The sequence below is a fragment of the Streptomyces sp. SGAir0957 genome (assembly GCF_043523415.1).
In genome coordinates this window covers 848,596-870,565 of record NZ_CP027293.1, presented here as the reverse complement: position 1 = coordinate 870,565, position 21,970 = coordinate 848,596, and the positions used below count along the sequence as shown (strand labels likewise).

22 protein-coding genes are annotated in these 21,970 nt (G+C 73.1%); 12 read left to right on the top strand and 10 right to left on the bottom strand.

Annotation, left to right across the window (positions count from 1 at the left end; all coding sequences use genetic code 11):
* Positions 1 to 2: 2 nt before the first annotated feature.
* Genes C1N81_RS09170 through C1N81_RS09160 form a run of 3 tightly spaced genes read left to right on the top strand, consistent with a single transcriptional unit; the run spans position 3 to position 3,717 of the window.
* The gene (locus tag C1N81_RS09170; RefSeq protein WP_394428245.1) at positions 3 to 1,754 is read left to right on the top strand and encodes a M3 family oligoendopeptidase; all 1,752 of its coding nucleotides are present in this window, start codon (positions 3 to 5) and stop codon (positions 1,752 to 1,754) included.
* On the top strand, positions 1,751 to 2,545 hold the full coding sequence (locus C1N81_RS09165) for a DUF3050 domain-containing protein (protein ID WP_394428243.1): 795 nt from the start codon (positions 1,751 to 1,753) through the stop codon (positions 2,543 to 2,545). The genes C1N81_RS09170 and C1N81_RS09165 overlap by 4 nt, the downstream gene beginning before the upstream one ends.
* On the top strand, positions 2,542 to 3,717 hold the full coding sequence (locus C1N81_RS09160; protein WP_394428241.1) for a CapA family protein: 1,176 nt from the start codon (positions 2,542 to 2,544) through the stop codon (positions 3,715 to 3,717). Before C1N81_RS09165 ends, C1N81_RS09160 begins: the two co-directional genes overlap by 4 nt.
* Positions 3,718 to 3,726: 9 nt before the next feature.
* On the opposite strand, the gene C1N81_RS09155 is transcribed toward C1N81_RS09160, so the two are convergent.
* Together C1N81_RS09155 and C1N81_RS09150 are read right to left on the bottom strand one after the other, a co-directional pair.
* Complete coding sequence (locus C1N81_RS09155; RefSeq protein WP_394428239.1) at positions 3,727 to 3,990, bottom strand: GlsB/YeaQ/YmgE family stress response membrane protein; 264 nt, start codon at positions 3,988 to 3,990, stop codon at positions 3,727 to 3,729.
* A gap of 58 nt (positions 3,991 to 4,048) precedes the next feature.
* Positions 4,049 to 5,332 carry a M48 family metallopeptidase gene (locus C1N81_RS09150; protein ID WP_394428237.1) on the bottom strand — a complete coding sequence of 428 codons (1,284 nt, stop codon included), beginning with the start codon at positions 5,330 to 5,332 and terminating at the stop codon, positions 4,049 to 4,051.
* Positions 5,333 to 5,536: 204 nt separating this feature from the next.
* Here C1N81_RS09150 and C1N81_RS09145 point away from each other — a divergent pair, with 204 nt between their 5' ends.
* Entirely contained in the window at positions 5,537 to 5,989 is a 453-nt protein-coding gene (locus C1N81_RS09145; RefSeq protein ID WP_394428235.1) for a helix-turn-helix domain-containing protein, read from the top strand.
* 103 nt (positions 5,990 to 6,092) lie between these two features.
* Here the strand turns inward: C1N81_RS09145 and C1N81_RS09140 are convergent, their stop codons facing one another.
* Complete coding sequence (locus tag C1N81_RS09140; RefSeq protein ID WP_394428233.1) at positions 6,093 to 6,899, bottom strand: bestrophin-like domain; 807 nt, start codon at positions 6,897 to 6,899, stop codon at positions 6,093 to 6,095.
* 308 nt (positions 6,900 to 7,207) lie between these two features.
* Between C1N81_RS09140 and C1N81_RS09135 the strand changes: the two genes are divergently transcribed.
* Positions 7,208 to 8,134, top strand: a complete 927-nt coding sequence (locus C1N81_RS09135; RefSeq protein WP_394437824.1) for an NADP-dependent oxidoreductase — start codon at positions 7,208 to 7,210, stop codon at positions 8,132 to 8,134.
* 6 nt (positions 8,135 to 8,140) lie between these two features.
* On the opposite strand, the gene C1N81_RS09130 is transcribed toward C1N81_RS09135, so the two are convergent.
* Both C1N81_RS09130 and C1N81_RS09125 read right to left on the bottom strand, forming a co-directional pair.
* Positions 8,141 to 8,815 carry a DUF5701 family protein gene (locus C1N81_RS09130; RefSeq protein WP_394428231.1) on the bottom strand — a complete coding sequence of 225 codons (675 nt, stop codon included), beginning with the start codon at positions 8,813 to 8,815 and terminating at the stop codon, positions 8,141 to 8,143.
* Positions 8,816 to 8,911: 96 nt separating this feature from the next.
* The gene (locus C1N81_RS09125) at positions 8,912 to 9,277 is read right to left on the bottom strand and encodes an STAS domain-containing protein (protein WP_394428230.1); all 366 of its coding nucleotides are present in this window, start codon (positions 9,275 to 9,277) and stop codon (positions 8,912 to 8,914) included.
* A 685-nt stretch (positions 9,278 to 9,962) separates the two neighbouring features.
* Here C1N81_RS09125 and C1N81_RS09120 point away from each other — a divergent pair.
* From C1N81_RS09120 to C1N81_RS09105, 4 genes are all read left to right on the top strand, one after another.
* The gene (locus C1N81_RS09120) at positions 9,963 to 10,526 is read left to right on the top strand and encodes a DUF488 domain-containing protein (protein WP_394428229.1); all 564 of its coding nucleotides are present in this window, start codon (positions 9,963 to 9,965) and stop codon (positions 10,524 to 10,526) included.
* A gap of 14 nt (positions 10,527 to 10,540) precedes the next feature.
* Complete coding sequence (locus tag C1N81_RS09115) at positions 10,541 to 11,659, top strand: glucose 1-dehydrogenase (RefSeq protein WP_394428227.1); 1,119 nt, start codon at positions 10,541 to 10,543, stop codon at positions 11,657 to 11,659.
* A gap of 21 nt (positions 11,660 to 11,680) precedes the next feature.
* The gene (locus C1N81_RS09110; RefSeq protein ID WP_394428225.1) at positions 11,681 to 11,890 is read left to right on the top strand and encodes a hypothetical protein; all 210 of its coding nucleotides are present in this window, start codon (positions 11,681 to 11,683) and stop codon (positions 11,888 to 11,890) included.
* A gap of 63 nt (positions 11,891 to 11,953) precedes the next feature.
* Positions 11,954 to 13,336, top strand: a complete 1,383-nt coding sequence (locus C1N81_RS09105) for a mycothione reductase (RefSeq protein ID WP_394428223.1) — start codon at positions 11,954 to 11,956, stop codon at positions 13,334 to 13,336.
* A gap of 54 nt (positions 13,337 to 13,390) precedes the next feature.
* On the opposite strand, the gene C1N81_RS09100 is transcribed toward C1N81_RS09105, so the two are convergent.
* The gene (locus C1N81_RS09100; RefSeq protein ID WP_394428221.1) at positions 13,391 to 13,762 is read right to left on the bottom strand and encodes an ArsR/SmtB family transcription factor; all 372 of its coding nucleotides are present in this window, start codon (positions 13,760 to 13,762) and stop codon (positions 13,391 to 13,393) included.
* 117 nt (positions 13,763 to 13,879) lie between these two features.
* On the opposite strand from C1N81_RS09100, the gene C1N81_RS09095 reads away from it, so the two are divergent.
* Positions 13,880 to 15,841 carry a heavy metal translocating P-type ATPase gene (locus tag C1N81_RS09095; protein ID WP_394428219.1) on the top strand — a complete coding sequence of 654 codons (1,962 nt, stop codon included), beginning with the start codon at positions 13,880 to 13,882 and terminating at the stop codon, positions 15,839 to 15,841.
* A 17-nt stretch (positions 15,842 to 15,858) separates the two neighbouring features.
* Complete coding sequence (locus C1N81_RS09090) at positions 15,859 to 16,251, top strand: thiol-disulfide oxidoreductase DCC family protein (protein WP_394428218.1); 393 nt, start codon at positions 15,859 to 15,861, stop codon at positions 16,249 to 16,251.
* A 49-nt stretch (positions 16,252 to 16,300) separates the two neighbouring features.
* Here the strand turns inward: C1N81_RS09090 and C1N81_RS09085 are convergent, their stop codons facing one another.
* Both C1N81_RS09085 and C1N81_RS09080 read right to left on the bottom strand, forming a co-directional pair.
* Positions 16,301 to 16,528 carry a DUF5133 domain-containing protein gene (locus tag C1N81_RS09085; RefSeq protein ID WP_394428217.1) on the bottom strand — a complete coding sequence of 76 codons (228 nt, stop codon included), beginning with the start codon at positions 16,526 to 16,528 and terminating at the stop codon, positions 16,301 to 16,303.
* 113 nt (positions 16,529 to 16,641) lie between these two features.
* A complete protein-coding gene (locus C1N81_RS09080) occupies positions 16,642 to 17,607 on the bottom strand; it encodes an esterase/lipase family protein (protein ID WP_394428216.1) in 966 nt (321 codons plus the stop codon).
* Positions 17,608 to 17,850: 243 nt separating this feature from the next.
* On the opposite strand from C1N81_RS09080, the gene C1N81_RS09075 reads away from it, so the two are divergent.
* The gene (locus tag C1N81_RS09075) at positions 17,851 to 19,131 is read left to right on the top strand and encodes a helix-turn-helix domain-containing protein (RefSeq protein WP_394428214.1); all 1,281 of its coding nucleotides are present in this window, start codon (positions 17,851 to 17,853) and stop codon (positions 19,129 to 19,131) included.
* On the opposite strand, the gene C1N81_RS09070 is transcribed toward C1N81_RS09075, so the two are convergent.
* Together C1N81_RS09070 and C1N81_RS09065 are read right to left on the bottom strand one after the other, a co-directional pair.
* The gene (locus C1N81_RS09070) at positions 19,100 to 20,365 is read right to left on the bottom strand and encodes a GDSL-type esterase/lipase family protein (RefSeq protein ID WP_394428213.1); all 1,266 of its coding nucleotides are present in this window, start codon (positions 20,363 to 20,365) and stop codon (positions 19,100 to 19,102) included. The genes C1N81_RS09075 and C1N81_RS09070 overlap by 32 nt on opposite strands.
* A gap of 251 nt (positions 20,366 to 20,616) precedes the next feature.
* Positions 20,617 to 21,849, bottom strand: coding sequence for a cytochrome P450 family protein (locus tag C1N81_RS09065; protein ID WP_394428212.1), 1,233 nt, complete (start codon positions 21,847 to 21,849; stop codon positions 20,617 to 20,619).
* Positions 21,850 to 21,970: the final 121 nt, after the last annotated feature.

The following is a 21,970-nucleotide window of genomic DNA, read 5'->3' as shown; positions in this document are numbered from 1 at the left end:
CCGTGCGATGGGACCTGACGTCCCTGGCGCCGCCGCCCGACGGCGCGGCCGTCGCGGCACGCGCGCGTGGCTGCGCCGAACGCTGGCGCGGCCGTGTCGCCTCCCTCACCCCGCGCGAGCTGGCACGGCTCCTGCGCGACCTCGGCGAGGCACGCGCGGGCCTCCTGCACCTCATCGCCTGCGCGACGCTGCACCAGGCCCTGGACGTGTACGGCGAGACGGGCGCCCGGCTCGCCCTCGAAGCGGACACGGCGGCGGACACCGTCGAGCAGGCCCTGCGCTTCTTCGACACCGAATGGCAGGCGCTGCCCGAGGCCCGCGCCGAACGGCTGCTCGGCGCACCCGGCCTCGCCACCTACCGCCACTTGCTGCGCACGGCGCGGGAAGCGTCCGCCGTACGGCTCCCTGAGCGGGACGAGGCGCTCCTCGCCGCCCGCGAACCGCTCGCCCAGGCGTGGGGGTTCCTGCACGACCGGCTGCTCGCCCCGTACGACGACGCCCTGTACGGCATCGCCCACCCCGACCCGGCGACGCGCCGCACCGCGTACGACACCCTCGCCGACGGCCTGGAACCGCACGCCGCGACCCTCGCCCTCGCCTACGACACCCTGGTCGCCGACCGGCTCGCCACGGACCGGCTGCGCGGAACGGCCCACCCCCGCGCCCTGAGCGACCTCGACAACCAGCTGGCCCCGGCCGCGGTCGACCACCTGCTGGCGGAGACCGAACGGCAACGCCCGCTCGCGCAACGGTGGTTCCGGCACAAAGCCCACCGTCTCGGCGCACCGGCGCTCGCGCCCTGGGACGAGCGGGCGCCGCTGACGAAGGACGCCGGCGGCGCCCTGGAACTGCCGGAGGCCGTCGAGACCGTCTGCGCGGCCTTCGCGGACGTCTCCCCGGAGATGGCCCGGGTCGCCCGGCAGCTCGTGGCGCAGGGCCGGATCGACACCGTCGCCCGCCCCGGCCGCGTGTCCCGCGCCTTCTCCCTGCCGGTGCCGTCCCAGCGGACCTGTTTCGTCCTCGTCAGCTATGAGGGACGCCCCGCCGACGTGCTCGACCTCGCCCACGAACTCGGCCACGCCGTGGCCTTCGTCCTCGCCGCGCGGGAACAGCCCGCGCTCGTCTACGACGCGCCGACCGCGCTCAGCGAGGTACCGGCCTGCTTCGCGGAACTGGCCGTTCTCGACCGGCTGATGGCCGACGCGGACCCGCGCCGCGCGGCGGCGGCGGCCGAACTGTGGCTCGACCGCTGCGTCACCACCGTCTTCCGCCAGGCGCTCGTCACCTCCTTCGAGCAGGCGACGTACGACCTGCGCGGCCGGGGCGGCATCCTCGACGCCGCCGCGCTCGGCGACCTCTGGGAGACGGCGCACCACGCCACCTACGGCACCGCCCTCGCCCCCGGCGCCCTGCACCGCCTCGGCTGGATGCGGATCCCGCACCTGTTCCAGGGCCGCTTCTACAACTACGCCTACACGTTCGCGTGGCTCGCGGCGGTCGGCCTGCACGCCCGGCGGCGGACCGCCCCGGCGTCGTTCGGCGCCGACTTCACGGCGTTCCTGCGCGCGGGCGGCACCGAGCCGCCCCGCGTCCAGCTCGCCCGCATGGGGCTACGGACCGACACCCCGGGCTGCTGGCGACCGGCCTTCGCCGAGATCCGCTCCCGCCTCGACGCGCTCACCGGCCCCGGCCGCCCGAACGGCGGCGGGACCCTTCCCCACCCTCACCACTCTCCCGACCGGAGCCCGGCATGATGTCCGACCGCTACCACTGGAACCGCACCCACCCCGGCCTCACCGGCCTGCACCGGGCCATCGACGCAGACCGCCGGCTGATCGTGCACCACCGGATGTACGGCCGCCTCGACCGGCTCGACCGCATCCGCGTCTTCCTCCAGCACCACGTCTTCGCGGTCTGGGACTTCATGTCCCTCCTCAAAAGCCTGCAACACGCCCTGACCTGCGTCGACGTGCCCTGGGTACCGCAAGGCCCAACCACCAGCCGCCGCCTCATCAACGACATCGTCCGCACCGAGGAGAGCGACGAACTCGGCGACGGCTACCTCAGCCACTTCGAGCTGTACCTGCGGGGCATGGCCGAGGCGGGCGCCGACACCGCGCCCGTCCACTCCTTCATCGACCGCCTCAGGAACGGGACCCCGGTCCCCGAGGCGCTCAAGCGCGCCGAAGCGCCGCAGGCCGCCGCCGACTTCGTCGCCAAGACCTGGGACATCATCGAGTCCGCGCCGGTCCACGCCCGGGCGGCGGCCTTCGCCTTCGGCCGCGAGGACCTCATCCCGGAGATGTTCGAACGCGTCCTGCGCATCGAGGACGCCCAGCCCCGACTCGCCACCTTCAAGGACTACCTGGTACGCCACATCGACCTCGACGGAGAGCAGCACACCCCGATGGCGATGCAGATGCTCATCGACCTCTGCGCCGACGACCAGGACAAATGGGCCGAGTGCGCGGTCACCGTACGCCGCGCCCTCGCCGCCCGGCACACGCTGTGGAGCGCCATCGACGACGCACTCGTCCGCACATGAGCACCCGGATCATCGCGGCGGTCGGGGACGTCCTGGTCGAGCGGGCGCACCCGGAGCGGGCGCTCGACGCGGTGCGGCCCGTCCTCGACGCCGCCGACCTGGTCCTCGGCAACTTCGAGGGCGTCCTGACCGACACCCACCCCGTGGCGCCCGGCATGACCGCCTCGACCGTGGTCGCGACCGCCAACGCCGCGCCGCTGGCCGCCTTCGACGTGCTGTCCCTGGCCAACAACCACGCCATGGACGCCGGCCACGGAGGGCTCACGGACACGGTGGCGGCCCTTGCGGCACAGGGGGTCACCACGGTCGGGGCCGGAAGGAACATCGCGGAGGCGCTGCGCCCCGCGGTGCTCCCGGTCGGCCGCACCGGGATCGCGGTGGTGGCCTGCGCGTCCGTCCTCCCGGTCGGCGCGCAGGCGGGCCCCGCCACCCCGGGCGTCGCGCCGCTGCGCGCCCAGGACTGCTACACGGCGCCGCTGCCCGGCCACATCTGCCCGGGTGTACCCGCCAAGGTGGTGTCCGTCCTGGACGAACAGGACTGGGCCGCGGTCGAGAAGGCCGTCACGGCGGTGCGGGACCGGGCCGGACTCGTCGTGGTCAGCGTGCACTGGGGCGACCACACCCGGCCGTGGGTGATCACCGAGCACGAGCGGTTCTGCGCCGAGCTGCTGGCGGGCGCGGGCGCCGACCTCGTCCTCGGCCACCATCACCACCTGTGGCGCGGCGCCGAGTTCCTCGGGGACACGCCCGTCCTCTACGGCCTCGGCCACCTCGTCTTCGACATGCCGCGCTTCGCCGACGAACTCCGCTCGCACGGTGCGCAGTTGGACGACGTGTCACCGGCCGGCCTGGAGGCGGCGTTCGGCACCTACGGCTTCTACCCGCGGCCGGGCGACGACCCGGCCCACCCCTTCCACCCGTCCTCCCGCATCACCGCCGTAGCGCTCGTCGAGATCGACGACGACGGCGGCGCCATCGGCCGCTGCGGTCTGGTGCCCTGCCTGATCGGCCGCGACGGCACGCCACGCCCGGTCGGCCGCGACGACCCGCGATGGGACGACGTCCTCGCCCACTTCCGGTCCGCCATGACCGAACCCCGGCTCACCACACAGGTGGTGGACCGGGGCGAGACGATCCGGGGCTTTCCGCTGGTGACTCTGGAACGGGCCTGAGCCTCGGGCTCAGCGGCGGCCCTTGAGCTGCTCCACACCCGCCACGCCGACCGCGGCGAGGCCGACCTGGATGGCGATCTCGATCCAGTCGATGCCGGCGGTGTCCGCGACGCCGAAGGCGCCGGCGACGGCCGTGCCGACGAGCGCGGCGATGATGCCGACCGCGATCGTCCACAGGATGCCGATCCGCTGACGGCCGGGCAGTGCCAGGCGTCCCAGCAGCCCGATCACGATGCCGATCAAGATCGCGGTGATGATTCCGGAGATCTCCACAGCACCCGCCTCCCTTCGGCTTCCCTGCGAAGCCGTCCGCCTACGAGTGCCCCGGCGCTCAGTCCGGCATGCCGTCGCGCAGGAGTTCTTCGGCCAACCGGGCGCGGCCCGGGGCGAGTTCGGCGGCCACGTCCGTCGCGCGGGCGGGGGAGAGGCGGACCGCCGCGTCGCGCGGCGCGGACGCCGCGAGCATGTCGCGCCGCAGGTGGGTCGGCGGATGCGTGGAGTCGGCGCAGTGGCCACGGCGGGCGCCGGCGCGCCGCAGACGCTCGTACTCGTGGCCGGGGACCGACCGGATGTGGTCGGCGAGCCGGTCCCACAGCCCCGCCGCGTCCGTGGAGCGGCTCTTGACCTGCCGCGCGTTCACCTCCCGGCGCAGCATGGTGTCGGCGGAGGCCAGCACGAGGAGGGCGTCCATGAGGCGGACGGCGGCGTCGGTGGCGGCGGCGTCCGCCGCCTTGGCGTCGGCCAGGTACTCGGCCCGCTGGGCGGCGCGCAGTGTGGCCCGGTCGAGAAGGTACAGAAGACCCGTGACGACGAGCCGCGGCGCCAGCGTCAGCAGGTTCACACAGGCTTCGAGCGGTGTGGGGTGCGGGGTGGGCCGCACGTAGTAGTGCCAGGTGAGCAGGGACCGCAGGGCCTGGCCGATCACCACTCCGTGGCGTACGTCGCCGTTGCTGAAGTGCCCCAGCTCATGCCCGAGGAGAGCGACCCGCTCCTGCGGCCCGAGCACCTCCCACAGCGGGATGCCGAGGGTGAGTACGCGCTTTCCGCGCAGGCCGTAGGAGCTGACGCAGGCGTTCAGATCCGTGGTGAGGACGACGACATCGACGCCGCGGCTTCCCACGACCTCCGCCACCTCGTCGACCAGGGCGAAGAGAGCGGGCGCCGTGGCCCGTCGCAGGACGGGGACGTCCTCGGGCAGACGCCCGAACCGCGGCCGCAGCGTCCACGCGACGGCGAGCAGGGCGACGGCGCCGAGCAGCCGCCCCGTATGCCCCCAGCCGGTGACGAGGAGCCAGCCGCCGCACCCGGCGACCACGACGGTCACGGCGTGCACGAGCAGGGCGACGGCGAAGGCCACGACGCTCGCCCCGCCCCGCCGCGCCACGGGCACCTGTTCCCCCGTACCGGTCAGCTCCGCGTGCAGCCGCTTCCCGTGCCGCCCGGCCAGTTCGCGGCGCACCCGGGCGAGGCGCCCCGTCTCGGGCTCGGGGGCGACCGGGTCCACGTTCCAGTCGCACTCCGCACACCATGTGGTGAAACGTGCGTCGCACCGGACGATGGTCCCGCACTGCGGGCACGCCTGGACCGTTTCCCCGACTTCGACAGGCTGTGACACGTGATGTCCTTCCCACCCCTCGGCCCCTCCCCAGAGGCCGTGTTCTTCGTGCAGCGCACAGCTGATCACGCGGAACCCCGTACGTAAAGGCGGTTCCGGTGCGGCGTCCCCCGGGTCGCGGCGTGCCCCTCGCACCCCTGTGTCGTTGGTCTGTGTGTCTGACACCTGTTCGATGAAGAGAGAGACGAAGAGAAGGGCGACGCATTGACGCGTACGAGCAAGCAGGTCAAGAGGGGCAGCAAGAAGAGCAAGAAGAAGGGCCGCAGGCACCGGACGGTCAACCGGACGCCCCGACCGGTGGGTCCGGCCCGCACGGCGGCCCGGTCCCGGGCGGACCTGACCCCCGCCCAGGACAGCGAGCGCAGACAGGCTCCGACCGTCCCGGCCCCCGCCACCGAGGCACAGCACGACGGTGAGCGGGGCCGGGGCGACGCCGAGGTGGTCGCCAAGCTGAACCGGACCACCCACACCACCTGGACGTGGCTGCGGGAGGCGGCGCCCGAACGCGCCTGGACGGTGGAAGAGGTGAGCGAGGCGGTCGGCTTCACCCCGCGCACCGTCACCCGCCACCTCCAGACCCTGGCCACCCACGGTCTGGCGGCCCAGGACGACAGCGGGGCGTGGCGGACGACGGCCACCGCGGGCGCGGCCGGCTGACACGGTCCGAAGAACCCGGGCCGGGGCGCCGAAACGGCCCCCGGCCCGACCCGCGCCGTGCCTACCACCGCGCCGCGGCAAGGGCGCGGCCTCTGATCAGGGCTCACGCACTGGTCGTGCGGCGGTCTCCCTCGGCGTCGCAGGGGATCTCGGCCGCGGGGCTGTGCGCGAGGTAGTCGCGTTCGGCCTGCCGTTCCGTCTCGCTGATCGCGGTCGGGTCCACCGAGGTGATGCCGCCGAAGGGCCGGTCCACGTCCCGGATGATGCACAGGGCCGTGGTGAGGAGCGCTGTGATCACGGCCAGGGTGATCAGCTGGCCGCGGTTGTTCTTGCGGGGCAGGCAGATGCCGAGCGCCATGACCGTGACGAGCAGCGTGGCGAGGAGGAACCAGAAGATGGCGCTCGGAATGCTGGGCGTCGCCTGGGTGAGCCGTTCGTCGCGCTCCTCGGAGCGCTTGTTGTCGGCGGCGGTCAGCATGCCGAACACCGGCTTGCCCTCCACCTTGCCGAACGTGCGCCGCAGGTCCGTCGACCAGACGCTCGGCGCGGCCGAACCGTGCCCGTCGGACATCGCGGGCCATTCCTGATGGCGTACGGCCCGCGCGTAGCAGACGGCGTCGGCCTGCACCCTGGCCCGCTGCTCCGCGGGCGCGTACTCGGCGCTCTCGACGAGCTGGTCCACGGCGCGGGCCTCACCGCGCGAGGCGACCTCGGCCTTTCCGTACGATCCGGACGCCGTGACGAGGACGAACGCGAGCAGCAGCACGGTCAGTGTCAGCATGGGCCCGACGAGGTCCTTGACGGCCATGCCCTCGTCGTCGTCGGCCTTGATCAGCCGGGGCCGAAGCCAGCGGTTGGCGGCGAGACCCGCGAGCAGCGCGAGCACGGCGACGACGATGACGACGACCACGGGAAGACCTCCGGTGCGGGGACACCCCGAGAAACACGGGGCGGGCCTGTAGAAGGTGCCCTTGGCACATGCGGGTGCCACGGTGTGTGCGCGCCGTGCCTCCTAACGGGTTACGCCGCCTGCGCCACCGGCAGCGGTGGCCCCGCCGACTGCCTGCGGCAAACATGGGTACCGGGAGTGTTTCCACACATAACGTCCACCCATGACGTCCGTACATGACGTCCATCCATGACGTCCGTACATGACGTCCGCATACCGTTCGTCCGGAGTGAGACATGGGCAGCAACGACCAGAGCGAGCAGGCCACGATGAAGGCCATCACCTACGACAAGTACGGGGACAACGGCGTCCTGTCCCTGACCGAACAGCCGGTGCCGAAGGTGGGCCCCGGCGAGGTCCTCGTACGGGTGCGGTACGCGGCCGTGAACCCGGTCGACTGGAAGGTGATGTCCGGCGGCCTCGACGCGATGATGGACACGTATTTTCCGGTGATCCCGGGCTGGGACGTGTCCGGTGTCGTGGAGCGCGTGGGCATCGACACCCCGGAGTTCACGGCGGGCGACGAGGTGTACGCGTACGCCCGCAAGGACTATGTGCACGGCGGGACCTTCGCCGAGTTCGTGACGGTCCCCGCGCGGGCCGTGGTCGCCAAGCCGCGCTCGCTGAGCTGGGGCGAGGCGGCCGGGGTGCCGCTGGCCGGGCTGACCGCGTACCAGTCGCTGACCCGGCTCGGCACGGGCAGCGGGGACACGGTGCTGATCCACAACGCGGCGGGCGGCGTCGGCACGTTCGGTGTGCAGATCGCGAAGGCGCTCGGCGCCCGGGTCATCGCCACGGCGTCGGAGAGCAACCACGACCGGCTGCGCGAACTGGGCGCCGAGCCGGTCGCTTACGGGGACGGCGAGGCCGACCGGATCAAGGAGCTCGCGCCGGACGGGGTCGACGTGGTCGTCGACTATGTCGGCGGCGTCCTGGACACCACGCGCGCGGTCCTGCGCGAGGGCGGCCGGCACGCCTCGATCGCCGACCCGGACGTGATCGGGGCGGGCGGCCAGTGGATGTGGGCCCGCCCCGACGCGCAGGGTCTGCGCGCGCTGGCCGACCTCGCCGATCAGGGCAAACTCCGGGTCCCCGTGGCCGAGACGTTCCCCCTGGAGCGCGTCGCGGACGCCTTCGCGCTCAGCCAGGAGGGACACGTCCACGGCAAGATCCTGATCAAGGTGGGGGACGCGTAGGACCTGCTACCGGCCCGATCCGCGCCCCGTGGCCGAGCCGAACCCCAGCCAGGTGTGCCGGTTGCCCCACCAGCACCAGCCGACCTTCGGTGCGCCGCGCCGCTCCCGGCCGTCCCGCCCCGTGCCGTTGCTGATCCAGATCGCCGGGGTGCGGGCGTCGAAGGTGCCGTCGGCCTTGCGCAGCCGGGAGCCGATGGTCATGAAGCAGCGGTTCCGTTCGAGGGCGGCGGGCTGCTGGAGCACCCAGTGGATGCCTTCGGTGAGGAGCAGCGGCGTGCGGTTCTCCCCGGTCAGGGCGGGCAGCGCCTCGTCGGGGCTCCAGTCGGCCAGGCGGTCGCCCCGGTCGACGCCGGTGACGAGGTAGAGCGGCGCGTCGGGCACCTCGACGCCGCTCGGGGCGAACGCGTCGACGTCGGCCATGTCCACGACGACGAACCCCGGCCTGCCGTCGCGGCGGAGCAGCGGCGCGAGGGCGGACGCGGGCACCCGGCCCGGGTGGACGGCGAGCAGCACGTCACCGCCGTCCCCCGGCCCCGCGCTCTCGGCGAAGGCCCGCAGTTCGTCGGCGGACAACCCCGCGAGGTCGTGCACCCCGAGCTCGATGAGGCGCTCCGCCTGGGTGGCGAGCGGCGGAAGAGGGGGGACGGTGACGGTGGGTGCGGCATGCGAGGTCTCGGGCAAGGCTCTCCTCGGTCCGTGGCGTGGTGGAGCGGTGACGAGCGGCGGTCCTGAAGCCCAACGGGGCGAGCCGCCCCGGCGTTCCCGATTCCGCTTCTCCTATCGGGAACTCGGCCCGCCGACCGGGTAGCGGTACGGCGGGGAGGACGCGGGGACGTCGCGCAGGGGGAGCTGGTCGCGTACGGCGCTGTAGGACAGGGCGTCCGCGACGCACCGGCTGGGGTTGGCGAGGGTGAGGCTGCCGCCCGCCTGGTGGAGGGCGTTGCGCAGGCCCAGCAGCGTGTAGAACGTGGCGTTGTCGCACCGGGTGACGGCGGACAGGTCCATGAAGAGATGGCGGCTGCCCTCGGCCAGCACCGTGGAGGTCGCGTCGCAGAGGACGGGGATGCTGCCGGTGTCCAGCTCACCCGTCAGCGCGAACTCCATGAAGAAGCCGGGTGTGTCGGGCGTGCGCCGTACCGCCATGCGGGGGCTCCGGCCGCACCGCCCGCCCGCGTCGGTGCCCACCGCGCCTCACACCCGCGGGTGGGTGTGCGGCGACGGGGCGGCGGCGGAACCGTGCGCCGCCGCGGATCGTGCGAGGTCGGTCTCGGATGTACGCATGTGGGCCCCCAGGGCTGAAGCGCCTCCATCGTCCCACCGCGCGGAACCGGCCATCCCTCGCATGGGGCGACGTCACTCTCCCCTGGCACCGTCGTGCCCGAATCGTTACCTCGCGGTGGTTCCCGAAGCGGCGGGGAGGCCCACGCCTCGCGGCGTTCCAGCGGTCCGGCGCGGCGGGATACCGTGCGGGAGAGGTTGGGACCACAGCCTCGTGGTCTCCCGGGACTGCCGCGCAGCCCCGGGAGACCGCAGAGCGGCGCCGCGCCGGGTGCGCCCGTCCCCTTCGTGTTCAACGATGGACGCAGAGCGTTCACCGATGGACGCGGAGCGCGGGCGTCCGGGCGGGCAGCGGAGCCGCCGGGAGGGCCCGCACTCGTACGACCGCGTCAGCCGCGCGGGCCCGCACGGTCCGTGAGCGCTGGGATGGATGGTGCGCCATGGCCCGCAGGGACCCGATCGCCGAGCCCTGGAGCGGGCGGGCCCCGTACGGGCCGGGGGAGCGGTGGCCGGTCCGGGCGGGCACCCGTGCGGCCGAGGAGTACGGCAGGTGAGCACGGGTACCCCGGACGACCTGGTGACGTTCGGACACGGCACGGCGGGGCCCGAGGACCTCGTCGCGCTGCTGCGGACCGCGGAGGTGCGTTCGGTGGTCGACGTACGCATCGGTCCCGGCAGCCGCCGCAACCCGCACCTCGCCCGCGACCGCCTCGCCGAGTGGCTGCCCGGGGCGGGCATCGGCTACCGCTGGGAGAAGGCGCTGGGAGGTTTCCGCAAGGCGCCGCCCGACTCCCCGGACGTCATCTGGCGCAACGCCTCCTTCCGGGGCTACGCCGCCCACACCCGCGACCCCGCCTTCGTGGCCGCCATGGACCGGCTCCTCGCGGACGCCGCCCGTACGCGGACGGCCGTGATGTGCGGCGAGGCGGTCTGGTGGCGTTGTCACCGGCGGCTGATCGCCGATTTCGCCGTCGTGGCCCGCGACGTGCCCGCCCACCACCTCATGCACGACGGACGCCTGACGCCGCATCCGCCGACACCGGGCGTGCGGCTGCGCCCCGACGGACTGCTGGTCTACGACGATGTGGCGGCGGCCGGAGGCGACGACACATGACGAGAAGGAGCCCCATGCGCGCGGTGACCGTCCGGCCGAACGACCCGGACTCGCTGGAAGTTCGTGACGTACCCGAACCGGAACCCGCAGACGGCGAGCTGCTCGTCGACGGACTCGCCGTCGGCGTGTGCGGCACCGACAAGGAGATCGTCGCGGGCGACTATGGCGGGGCGCCGCCCGGCAGCGAGCGGCTCGTCATCGGCCACGAGTCCCTCGGCCGGGTGCGCCGCGCCCCGCGGGGGAGCGGGTTCAGCGCCGGTGACCTGGTGGTGGGGGTGGTGCGGCGGCCCGACCCCGAACCGTGCCCGGCGTGCGCGCACGGCGAGTTCGACATGTGCCGCAACGGCGACTACACCGAACGCGGCATCAAGGAGCGGCACGGCTACGCGTCCCAGGTGTGGACGGTCGAGCACGACTACGCCGTGAAGCTCGACCCCGGGCTCGACCGCGTAGGGGTGCTCATGGAGCCGACGACCGTGGTCGCCAAGGCGTGGGAGCAGGTGGAGCGGGTCGGGGCACGCGCCTGGTTCGACCCGCGGCGCGTCCTGGTGACGGGCGCGGGCCCGATCGGGCTGCTCGCCGCGCTGCTCGGCGCGGAACGCGGCCTCGACGTGCACGTCCTCGACCAGGTCGACAGCGGCCCGAAGCCCGCTCTGGTCGGCGACCTCGGCGCGAAGTACCACAGCGACGGCATCGAGCGGGCCGTCGAATCGGTCCGGCCCGACATCATCATCGAGGCCACCGGTGCGAGCCACATCGTCTTCGAGGCCATCGCGGGCACCGCCGCCTTCGGCGTCGTCTGCCTCACCGGGGTCTCCCCGAAGGGCCGCCGGATCTCCGTCGACGCGGGCGCCCTCAACCGCGAGCTGGTCCTGGAGAACGACGCGGTCGTCGGCTCGGTCAACGCCAACCTGCGCCATTACCGGCAGGCCGCCGACGCCCTCGCCCGCGCCGACCGCGGCTGGCTGGAGCGGATGATCACCCGGCGGGTGCCCCTGGAGCGCGCCGCCGAGGCCTTCACGGCACAGGACGACGACATCAAGGTCGTCATCACCCTGAACGACCACGACCACGACCACGACCAGGACCACGAGAACCGGAACGAGAACGAGAACGACCACGAGCACGCGTAACGACGCGAAGGAGCACAGACCATGGAGCACCACATCATCGCCGAGCGGACCGAACCGGGCGGCGACACCATCAAGGAATGGCACATGGTCCGCGCCGGCGACACGGCCGCGATGTGCGGCCACAAGATCGACCTCGCGGAGGCGACACTGCCGCCGGAGGCGTGGGGGACGGAGCAGGCGAAGCCCTTCTGTCACTCCTGCGGCGCGCTGTTCCTGCGCGAGTCCCCGTGAACGGCGCGAACCCCCGTGCGGGGCGAAGGGTATGAAATGTCCGGCGCGGGCTACTGATGCGTTATGGCACATCATGATCTCGTCGTGATCGGTACGGGCTCCGGGAACGCCGTCGTCGACGACCGCTTCGCGCATCTGGACGTGGCGATCGTCTCCGAGGGCCCTTTCGGCGGCACCTGTCTCAACGCGGGCTGCATCCCCAGCAAGATGCTGTCCGTCACCGCCGAGGTCGCGGACGCGGTCCGGGACAGCGAGCGGCACAACGTGAAGGCCCCGGTGGAGGAGCTCTCCTGGCCGCAGGTGCAGGAGCGGGTGTTCGGCAGGCTCGACGCGCAGGCCGTGGAGGGCGAGCGGGGGAGACGCGACACGCCGTGGGTGACGGTGTACCGGGGACGGGCACGTTTCACCGGCGAGCGCGCGCTCCTCGTCACCACGGAGTCCGGCGAGACACGTGTGACCGCCGACCGGTTCCTGGTGGCGGGCGGCGGCCGGCCGGTCGTGCCGCCGCCGGTCGAGGACTCCGGGCTGCCCTACGAGACCTCCGACACCGTGATGCGGATGCCGTCCGTGCCGGGACGCCTGGTCGTGGTGGGCGGCGGATACATCGCGGCCGAGCTGGCCCACGTGTTCCACACGGCGGGGGCCGAGGTCACCGTCGTGGAGAAGAGCGAACGGCTGCTCTCCGGCGAGCAGGACGAAGAGGTCTCGCAGGCGTACACCGACCATGTGCGGCCCCGCTGGGACCTGCGGTTCGGCCGGGAGGTCACCGGCGTCGAGGGCAGCCCCGGCGATCTCACCGTCCTCCTCGACGACGGCACCCGGCTCCCCGCGGACACCCTGCTCGTCGCGGTGGGGCGCCGCTCCAACACGGATTCGCTCCATGTCGACGCGGCGGGTATCGCCTGCGACGACAAGGGTTTCATCAAGGTCGACACCCAACTGCGCACCAGCGCCGACGGGGTGTGGGCGCTCGGCGACATCACCGACGGCGGGCCGCCGCTCAAACATGTCGCCAACCGCCAGGCGGAGGTGGTCGCCCACAACCTCCTCCACCCGGACCGGCCGCGCGAGATGTCCTACGAGGCCGTCCCCTCGGCCGTCTTCGCGCACCCGCAGATCGGCCAGGTCGGAGTCACTGAGCAGGAGGCGCGCGAGCGCGGCCTCGACTATGTGGTGGGCCGCCGCGCCTACGAGGACGTCGCCTACGGGTGGGCGCTCGAGGACACCGAGGGTTTCTGCAAGGTGCTCGTCGACCGGGACACGGGCCTGATCCTCGGCGCACACGTGCTCGGCCCCCAGGCGGCCACGCTCGTCCAGCCGCTGGTCCTCGCGATGTCCCTCGGCATCACCGCCCGCGACATCGCCGAGGGCCCGCTGTGGATCCACCCGGCGCTGACCGAGGTCGTCGAGAACGCGCTGCGCGACGCCCTCGACCGCTTGCCGTAGGGAAGTCCGCAGGGGAAATTCGCAGGGGGATGCGCAGGCAAGTCCGCAGGAAAGTTACCCGGCAGCGGCACCGGGGGTGTCGCGGATGCCCATGCGCAGGTGCTCCACGTGGTAGAGCGCCTGGTCGAGCAGTTCGGCGACGTGGTTGTCGTAGAGGGCGTAGATGATCGAGCGCCCGTGCCGCTCGCCGGTGACGAGGCCGAGGTTGCGCAGCAGGCGCAGTTGGTGGGAGCAGGCCGACGCCTCCATGTCGACGGCCTCCGCCAACTCGCCGACCGAGCAGGACCCTTCCTGAAGACGGGCGAGGATCCGCAGCCGTGAGGGGGTGGCGAGGGCCTGGAGGGTGGCGGCGACGTCGGCGGTGCCGACGGCGTCGAGGCGCTCGCGGGTGGTGGCGCTGCTTGCGGTGTCCGTTCCGTGGCCCATGGAGGCATCATACCGGCGACATGTGAAGACCTATTCAGGTGTTCCTGTATGGTGTGCGCGTCGGCCGGCCCCCGCCCGGCCTCCCTCCGACCCGTACCCGCGAAGGGTTGCTCCGCCATGCCTCCAGTCCTCGACCAGCGGCCCGCACCGGCCGCCGCCGGGCCACGCCGCACGGCCCCGCGCAGGCGCACCCGCGCCCTGGCGCTGCCCGAGGCGCGGTGGGCGCTCGCCGCCCTGGTCCTGTTCCTGTTCGCCCTCGCCCTCGACCTGCTCGGCGCCCCGGCCTGGACGTGGGGCCCGCTGTACGCGGCCGTCTACGTCAGCGGCGGCTGGGAGCCCGGCCTGGAAGGGCTGAAGGCGCTCAAGGACAAGACCCTCGACGTGGACCTGCTGATGGTCGTCGCGGCCCTCGGCGCCGCCGCGATCGGGCAGGTCCTCGACGGCGCCCTCCTCATCGTCATCTTCGCCACCTCCGGCGCCCTGGAGGCGCTCGCGACCGCCCGTACCGCCGACTCGGTGCGCGGCCTGCTCGACCTCGCCCCGGCCACCGCCACCCGCCTGCTGCCCGACGGCGGCGAGGAGAGCGTGCCCACCGACTCCCTGGCCGTCGGCGACACGATCCTGGTACGGCCCGGCGAGCGGATCGGCGCGGACGGCCGGGTCCTCGACGGCACCGGCGACGTCGACCAGGCCACCATCACCGGCGAGCCGCTGCCCGTGGCCAAGCGGGCCGGCGACGACGTGTTCGCGGGCACCGTCAACGGCACCGGCGCCCTGCGCGTCCGCGTCGAGCGCGACCCGGCGGACTCGGTGATCGCCCGCATCGTGAAGATGGTCGAGGAGGCCTCCGGGACGAAGGCGCCCACCCAGCTCTTCATCGAGAAGGTCGAGCAGCGCTACTCGCTCGGCATGGTCGTCGCCACCCTCGCCGTCTTCGGCATCCCGCTGGCCGTCGGCGCCGGACTCCAGCCGTCCCTGCTCCGCGCCATGACCTTCATGATCGTCGCCTCGCCGTGCGCGGTGGTCCTCTCCACCATGCCGCCGCTGCTCTCCGCCATCGCCAACGCGGGCCGCCACGGCGTCCTCGCCAAGTCCGCCGTGGTGATGGAGCGTCTGGGCGCGGTCGACACCGTCGCCCTCGACAAGACCGGCACCCTCACCGAGGGCACCCCGCACGTCACCGACGTCCGGCCGCTGCCCGGCACGGGCCTCAGCGAGGACGGCCTCCTCGCGCTCGCCGCCGCGGCCGAGCACCCCAGCGAACACCCGCTGGCCCGCGCCGTCGTCCGCGCGGCCCGCGAGCGCGGACTCACCCTCGCCGCGGCGGACGGCTTCACCTCCGTCCCGGGCAAGGGCGTCACCGCCGTCGTCGACGGGCACACCGTCGAGGTGGGCGCCCCGGCGCGGCTCGCCCCGGCCGCCACCGACACCGTCCAGGACCTCGAAGAGGCGGGCCGCACGGTGATCCTCGTCGTCCGGGACGGAGAACCCGCAGGGCTCCTGGGCATCGCCGACCGGCCGCGCCCCGACGCCGCCGCCACCGTCGCCGCGCTCACCGCACTGACAGGGCGGGCACCGACCCTGCTGACCGGCGACAACGAACGCGCCGCCCGCCACCTCGCCGCCGAGGTCGGCATCACCGACGTACGGGCCGGACTGCTGCCGCAGGACAAGGTCGCGGCGGTGCGCGCGTGGGAGGCGCGGGGTCGCCGGGTGCTGGTCGTCGGCGACGGGGTCAACGACGCCCCGGCGCTCGCCGCCGCGCACACCGGCATCGCCATGGGCAAGGCCGGCTCCGACCTCGCTCTGGAGACCGCCGACGCCGTCGTCGTCCGCGACGAACTGGCCACGATCCCGGCCGTCGTCACCCTCGCCCGCACGGCGCGCCGCCTGGTCGTGCAGAACCTCGTCGTCGCGGGGGTGTTCATCACCGTCCTGGTCGCCTGGGACCTGATCGGCACGCTGCCGCTGCCGCTCGGTGTCGCCGGGCACGAGGGCTCGACCGTCCTCGTCGGCCTCAACGGTCTTCGCCTCCTGCGCGACTCGGCGTGGACCGGGTCACGGGGCGGGCGGGCCTGACGCGTCATGCTGGGAGCATGATGATTCAGCCCGTTCTCGTCTTCGACGGTGACTGCGGTTTCTGCACCACGTCGGTGAAGGTCGCCGAGCGGTGGGTCCGCCCGCGCTGCGAGATCGTCCCCTGGCAGTTCGCGGACCTGGACGCGCTCGGCACCACCCAGGAGCGCGCGCGGTACGAGGCGCTCTGGGTGACACCGGCGGGCACGGTGTACGGCGGCTCCCGGGCGGTGGCCAAGGCCCTCATGAGCGCGGGCGGGGCCTGGCCGGTCCTCGGCGCGCTGCTGACGCTGCCCCCGGTGAGCTGGGCCGCGCACGGCGTCTACCGGCTGATCGCGGACAACCGGCACCGCCTGCCGGGAGGGACGGCGGCCTGCGCGGTGGCGGGCCGCCGACCCGCGGAGCGACCGTAGGACCGTGTCATGGGCCGGTCGGGCCTGAGCCGTCCGCCTTCCGTCGGCTCTAGGCCGGCAGGAGGGAGTCGTCCTCCGGGCGGGCGCCGGGGAGGCGGTGGCGGGCGGCGATCAGGGCCGCGTCGATGTCGGCGGTCCCGGTCGCGATGCACAGGGAGTTCGCCACCTCGTCCATGCGCCGGCGGACCGCGTCGCTGCCCTCGGCGGCGTTGAGGGCCTGCAGCGTCTCGTACTGCTGGACGAGGTCGTTGAGCACGGCGGGGTGGGCCATCAGCATGGCGTGGACTCCTTCGGGGTGCGGAGCGCGGGGGCGCGGCCGGGGGTTCGACGCCCCAGTGCCCGCGCCCGCCACCCTCACACCCGCATATGCCGCCCCAGGCGCCGCCTCCCTCACAGGAGTTGCAGCCCGAAGCCCCGGCAGTCCGGCTTGAAGTCCTTCGGCCCGCCCGCCAGGGCGTTCATGGTGATCTGGAGCGTCGGATCGTCGTTGAAGAGCCCCATGTGCCCGGCGCGGTCGGTCGGGCAGGCGTCCTGCAGCACCACGTTGTCGACGTTCTCTCCCTTGAGCGCCTGGCTCGTGTACGGCGTGACGACCGTGTCGTACTTCGTCATGACGACCGTGTAGCGCGGGCCCGCCGGGACGGTGTCGCCGTCCGCCCACATCTGGCGGGTGTAGTCGGAGGTGTTCGTCTGCTCGATGACGCCCGGGAACCGCCCCACGTCCGACAGGTGGGTGACGAACCCCATGAGGTTCAGCTTCTCGCCCAGGCCGACGATGCCGTTGAGGTCGGTACCGTGCGAACTGGGCGCCCAGCCGACGTACTTGTCGACCTTGCGCGCCCCGTCCATCTTCTTCATCCACCACATCGGGACGCTCCCGCCGAGCGAGTGCCCGACGATGTTCACCTTCCCGGCGCCCGTCGACGCGAGGACCTTGTCCACGAACGCGTCGAGTCGCGCCGCCGACGCGCGGTTCGGCCCGAGACCGCCGATCCGGTTCAACGAGACCGACGTGAAGCCGTAGTTCATCGCGTAGACGCAGTACCCGGCGTTCTTCAGCCGGGGCGCCGCCTTCACGAAGTTCGCGCCGAAGTTGAAGAACGTGCCCGGCAGCAGGACGACCGGCTCGGGGTGCTCCGGGCCCGGCCTGCACGACCAGTCGTTGGCGCCCGGCACGGCGTCCGGCGAACTCACGTAGTTCCACAGCGCCTCCGCCACACCCCCCTCACGCAGCGGGGGCGCCTCCGCGGCCCGCGCCGGGGCGGCCGACGCGACGGTGAGGACGGTGGCGGCACAGACGGCCGCCGAGGTCAGCCCCGCGCGGAGCGTGCGCGCGGACGACATGGTCACTGACATGGGGTCTCCCGAATGCGTGGTGGGGTGGCGTGTCCCAGCAGACTGAAGGACCGGCCGCCCCACGGACCCCGGCTGTCGTCCAGACATCAAGGGCACCGTTTGTGAGCCGTCACAAAGGAGGATCCGCTCCGAGACCTCCCTCACACCAGCCGCCACGCCCTTGACGCCCCCGCGCGGGGCCAGCGACTTTTGCTACCGCGCACAGGGGAACGATCCCGGACCGGTGCAACGAAGGGCGGGCGCATGGAGCGTGGCAACGGCACACCGATGCCGCTCGCCTTCGACGGGATCGTCCTCCACCAGCGCCTCAGCGAGGCCCTCCCCGTCCTCGCGGGACGCGTGCTCGAACGGCTCGTCGACCATGTACCGGTCTACGACACGATGCCCGCCGAGCAGCTCAGAGGAGAGATCCGCCGCGTCGTCGAGCAGGGCATCGGCTCCTTCGCCGCCATGCTGCGCACCGGGCAGCTCCCCACGGACCACCAACTCCTGGCACTACGGCAGTCGGCCGCGAAACGTGCGGAGGAAGGTGTGCCCGTCGAGGCCGTCGTGCGCGCCTACCACGTCGGCGCGCAGGAGTGTCTGCAACAGATGCTCGGTCAGGCCAGGGCCGACGACCTGGAACACGTGCAGGCCGTGACCGTCCTCGTGCTGCAGTTCCTGGAGCGGATGACGGTCACCGTGGTGGCCGGGTTCTTCGCCGAGCGCCAAGCCGTACTCGGCGAGGAGCAGTCGGCGCGGCAGGCGCTGCTCAGCGCGCTGGTCGAGGGCGCGGACGCGGCGGGCACCGCCGCCCGCTGGGGCCTCGACGTGCCGTCCTGCTACCTCGTCCTGGACCTCGCCGTTGGCCCGCACCCGGACGAGGCGCTCGACGGGGTCAGCCCGGCCATCGCGGGCAAACGCAAACTGCGCCGGATACGTGTCGAACTCGACCGGCACATCGACGGCACCGTTCTGACCGCCCTGTCCGGTGACGGCGGCCTCGCGCTCGTCCCCTGCCGCACCCCACCGGACCAGGTGACCGAGCAGGACTGGGCGCGGGTCACCGCCGCCCTCACCCACATGCGGCGGGTCGCGGGCGTCGACATCATGGCGGGCGCGGCGGCCGCCGCACCCGACGCCGTCCCGGCGGCTGTGACCCTGGCCCAGGAGGTACGCCGGGTGGCGGCGGCCTCGGAGCGGCCGCCGGGACTGTACCGGCTCCCGGACGTGCTCCTCGAGTACCAGCTGATGCGGCCGGGACCGGCGCGCGACGAACTGGCCCGGCTCGTACGGCCCCTGACCACCCGCCCCGAACTCCTCGACACGGTGCGCGCGTACCTGCGGTGCGGACTCAGCAGGCGCTCCACCGCCCAGGAGCTGTGCGTGCACCCCAACACCGTCGACTACCGGCTGCGCCGCGCCGCCGGGATCACCGGCCTGGACGTGACGAGCGGCCCGGACGCGCTACGGGTCCGGGCCGCGATCAGCGCCCTCGACGCGACGGCGGGGTCTACCGGGACGTCACCGTCGGCAGGGAGATGAAGTCGGCGAGCGCCTGCTGACCGGCGACGTTGACATGGACCCCGTCCCCGGTGTCGTAGGCCGGGTCGATGCTGTTGGGCCGCACCGGGTCCTTCAAAACCTGGTCGAAGTCGAGGACCCCGTCGCAGGTGCCGGAGCAGTTCCCGTACTTCTTCACAAAGGTGCCGACCGTCTGCCGGTCCCGGTTGTTGGCGTCGGTGTAGCCGGGGCGCGGCGTGATCGGCGTGACGTAGACCTTGATCCCGGCCTTGTGGAGGCGGGCGAAGGTCTCGCGGTAGCTGCCGATGATCTGGTCCGCGTCGCACCCGGCGGCCAGGTCGTTGGTCCCGTAGTAGAAGAGCACGGCCTTGACGCCGTGCAGGGAGAGGACGTCGCGGTCCAGGCGGGCCAGGGAGTCCAGGCCGCGGAAGGCTTCGCCGGTGCCGGGGCAGTCGGCGAAGCTGGTGGTGCCGATGACGCCCGCGTTGGCGACCGCGAACTGGCGGCCCTCGGGCAGCTCGGCGCGGATCCGGCGCGCGAGGTCGTCGGTCCAGCGCCGGTTGTTGCCCAGGTCGGTGCAGCCGGGACCGCAGTCGGTGCTCCCCGTGCCGTCGACGACGGAGCTGCCGTAGGCGACGAGGGTGCCCTTGAGGGAGCTGTCGCGCACGTCGACCGCGCTGACCAGATAGGTCGACTCGACCGTCCGGGTGTACGCGGCGCCGCTCGTGTCCCCGGTCAGGTCGCCCGAGCCCGGCGCGGACAGGTAGTTGGTGCGGAAGGCGGAGTCGTGGCGGCCCGCGTCCGCCTGCCCCGACACGGAGAGGGACACCGCCACATCGTCCTGGGCCCGGGTCCGCAGCGGCACCGGATCGCTCCACACCTCGCCCCCGGCCGGCACCACGACCGCCCCGCGCCCCCCGAACCTGACCGTCCGCGCCGCACCCCGCAACGCCGCGCTCTTGCCGTCACTGCCCGCGACGGTGGCCGCGCCGATGGACAGCGGGCTCTTGGAGAGCGTGTTCTGCACCCGTATCCGCAGCGCGTCCCCGCCCTGGCTCAGGTGGCTGATCATCCGGACGGACTGATCGCGCAGCGGCGCCGGCGCGAGACTGTGCTGCGGGTTGGCCCACGAGGTGTGCCAGGAACCCTTGGACGCGGGCCGCTCCCCGGCGGCGTCCGGTGCCTCGGCTGCCGCGACGGACGCGGTACAGGTCAGCGCGGCGGCGAGGAGGAGGGCCGATGCGGCTCGGAACATGAACGCTCCTTCGACGGGGTGGGGGAGGTGCGGGGGCGGCTCCCGAGGCTCCTGAGAGCCATGAGCGGCATGAAAACACAGGTGCCCCTGGTACGAGTAGGGCGCCTGTGCACCAGCCGCACCGCCCCGTACCGAACCCCGCCGCCCCGCCTCGCACCGTCGGTCACAGGAGACGTGACGAGCCGGTGGCCGGGACAACACCGTTTCCGCGCACAGGCGTTGGCGCCGCGCGTACGGCCCGCCGGCCGAGGTCAGCCTCCGGTGCCCGGGCGCAGGATCACCGGCAGCTCCGCGTGCCCGTTGGAGATGAACGACCCCGCCGGACGCAGGTCCCCGGCCGGGACCGCGAGGGCGAGATCCGGGAAGCGGGTGAACAGGCCGCGCAGCGCCGTCTCCGCCTCCATGCGGGCCAGGGCCGCGCCGAGACACACGTGCACGCCGTGGCCGAAGGCCAGATGGCTCTTGCCGATCCGCGTCACATCGAAGGTGTCCGCACCGGAGCCGTGCAGATCGGGGTGGCGGCCCGCCGCGGCGTAGGACGCCAGGATCGCCTCGCCCCGCCGGATCACCAGGCCCCCCGCCAGCTCGATGTCCTCGACCGCGTACCGCATCGGCAGGTGGGCGACGGGCGCCTCGTAACGCAGCGTCTCCTCGACGACATCGGCCCAGGTGCTCTTGCCGTCCCGGACGAGGGCGAGCTGTTCCGGGTGGGCGAGGAGCGCGGCGATGGCCTGGTCGAGGAGGTTGACGGTGGTCTCGTAGCCCGCGCTGACCACGAGGAGCAGCGTGTCGAGCAGCTCCTGCTCGCTGAGTGCGGAGCCGTCGTCGTCGCGGGTCGCGATGAGGACGGAGGTCATGTCGTCGCCGGGCCGTGCGCGCTTGGCCGCCACCAGATCGGCCATGATCGCGTACAGCTCCTCGGTGTTCGCCGCGGCCTCCTCGACGTCGAGCCGGGTGTCGAAGACGTTGTCCACGGTGCGCCGGAAGTCGCGCTGCGCGGGCTCCGGCAGGCCCATGAGTTCGCTGATGACCCGGATCGGCAGCGGATACGCGAACCGCTCGCGCAGATCGGTGACCGCGCCGGCCGGTGCGGTGGCCAGCTCGTCGAGCAGCGTACGGGTGATCTCCTCGACGCGTGCCCCGAGCGCGGCGATGCGGCGCGCGGCGAAGGCCGGACTGATCAGCCGCCGCAGGCGCCGGTGGTCGCCGCCGAAAGCGGTGAACATGTTGTCCACGGCCACCCACAGCGCGAGCGGCCACACACCGACGATTCTGTCGGGGAACAGCGGCCAGTGCTGCCGTGGGTCCTTGGAGACCCGCGCGTCGGTGAGCAGCTGCTTGAGCAGGGCGGGGTCGGTCACCGCCCACGCCTCGACGCCGAGGACGTCGACCCGGGCGGCCGGACCGCGCGAGCGCAGCTCGGCGTCCTCCGCGTGCCGGTCGGCCCCGGCGGCGTCCAGGACAAGGATCTCCGGCTGGTGCATGCGAGGCTCTCCTCGTGACGCGACGGAGTGGCGGACGTGCGCACCCGGCGGACAAGGGCCGAAGCGCACCTCGGAGGAACAACGCGATCGCGCTTCAGCCTAGTTGGCCCTCGCGGACCGG

Bases quoted from the DNA above. Each gene is read 5' to 3' on its own strand.
- C1N81_RS09135 (WP_394437824.1), top strand. From the start codon at position 7,208: ATGAAGGCCATCACCTACGACAAGTACGGGGACAACGGCGTCCTGTCC.
- C1N81_RS09070 (WP_394428213.1), bottom strand. From the start codon at position 20,365: ATGTTCCGAGCCGCATCGGCCCTCCTCCTCGCCGCCGCGCTGACCTGT.
- C1N81_RS09110 (WP_394428225.1), top strand. From the start codon at position 11,681: ATGGAGCACCACATCATCGCCGAGCGGACCGAACCGGGCGGCGACACC.
- C1N81_RS09125 (WP_394428230.1), bottom strand. From the start codon at position 9,277: ATGGCGGTACGGCGCACGCCCGACACACCCGGCTTCTTCATGGAGTTC.
- C1N81_RS09100 (WP_394428221.1), bottom strand. From the start codon at position 13,762: ATGGGCCACGGAACGGACACCGCAAGCAGCGCCACCACCCGCGAGCGC.
- C1N81_RS09115 (WP_394428227.1), top strand. From the start codon at position 10,541: ATGCGCGCGGTGACCGTCCGGCCGAACGACCCGGACTCGCTGGAAGTT.
- C1N81_RS09065 (WP_394428212.1), bottom strand. From the start codon at position 21,849: ATGCACCAGCCGGAGATCCTTGTCCTGGACGCCGCCGGGGCCGACCGG.
- C1N81_RS09085 (WP_394428217.1), bottom strand. From the start codon at position 16,528: ATGCTGATGGCCCACCCCGCCGTGCTCAACGACCTCGTCCAGCAGTAC.
- C1N81_RS09165 (WP_394428243.1), top strand. From the start codon at position 1,751: ATGATGTCCGACCGCTACCACTGGAACCGCACCCACCCCGGCCTCACC.
- C1N81_RS09160 (WP_394428241.1), top strand. From the start codon at position 2,542: ATGAGCACCCGGATCATCGCGGCGGTCGGGGACGTCCTGGTCGAGCGG.
- C1N81_RS09090 (WP_394428218.1), top strand. From the start codon at position 15,859: ATGATGATTCAGCCCGTTCTCGTCTTCGACGGTGACTGCGGTTTCTGC.
- C1N81_RS09105 (WP_394428223.1), top strand. From the start codon at position 11,954: ATGGCACATCATGATCTCGTCGTGATCGGTACGGGCTCCGGGAACGCC.
- C1N81_RS09075 (WP_394428214.1), top strand. From the start codon at position 17,851: ATGGAGCGTGGCAACGGCACACCGATGCCGCTCGCCTTCGACGGGATC.
- C1N81_RS09095 (WP_394428219.1), top strand. From the start codon at position 13,880: ATGCCTCCAGTCCTCGACCAGCGGCCCGCACCGGCCGCCGCCGGGCCA.
- C1N81_RS09080 (WP_394428216.1), bottom strand. From the start codon at position 17,607: ATGTCAGTGACCATGTCGTCCGCGCGCACGCTCCGCGCGGGGCTGACC.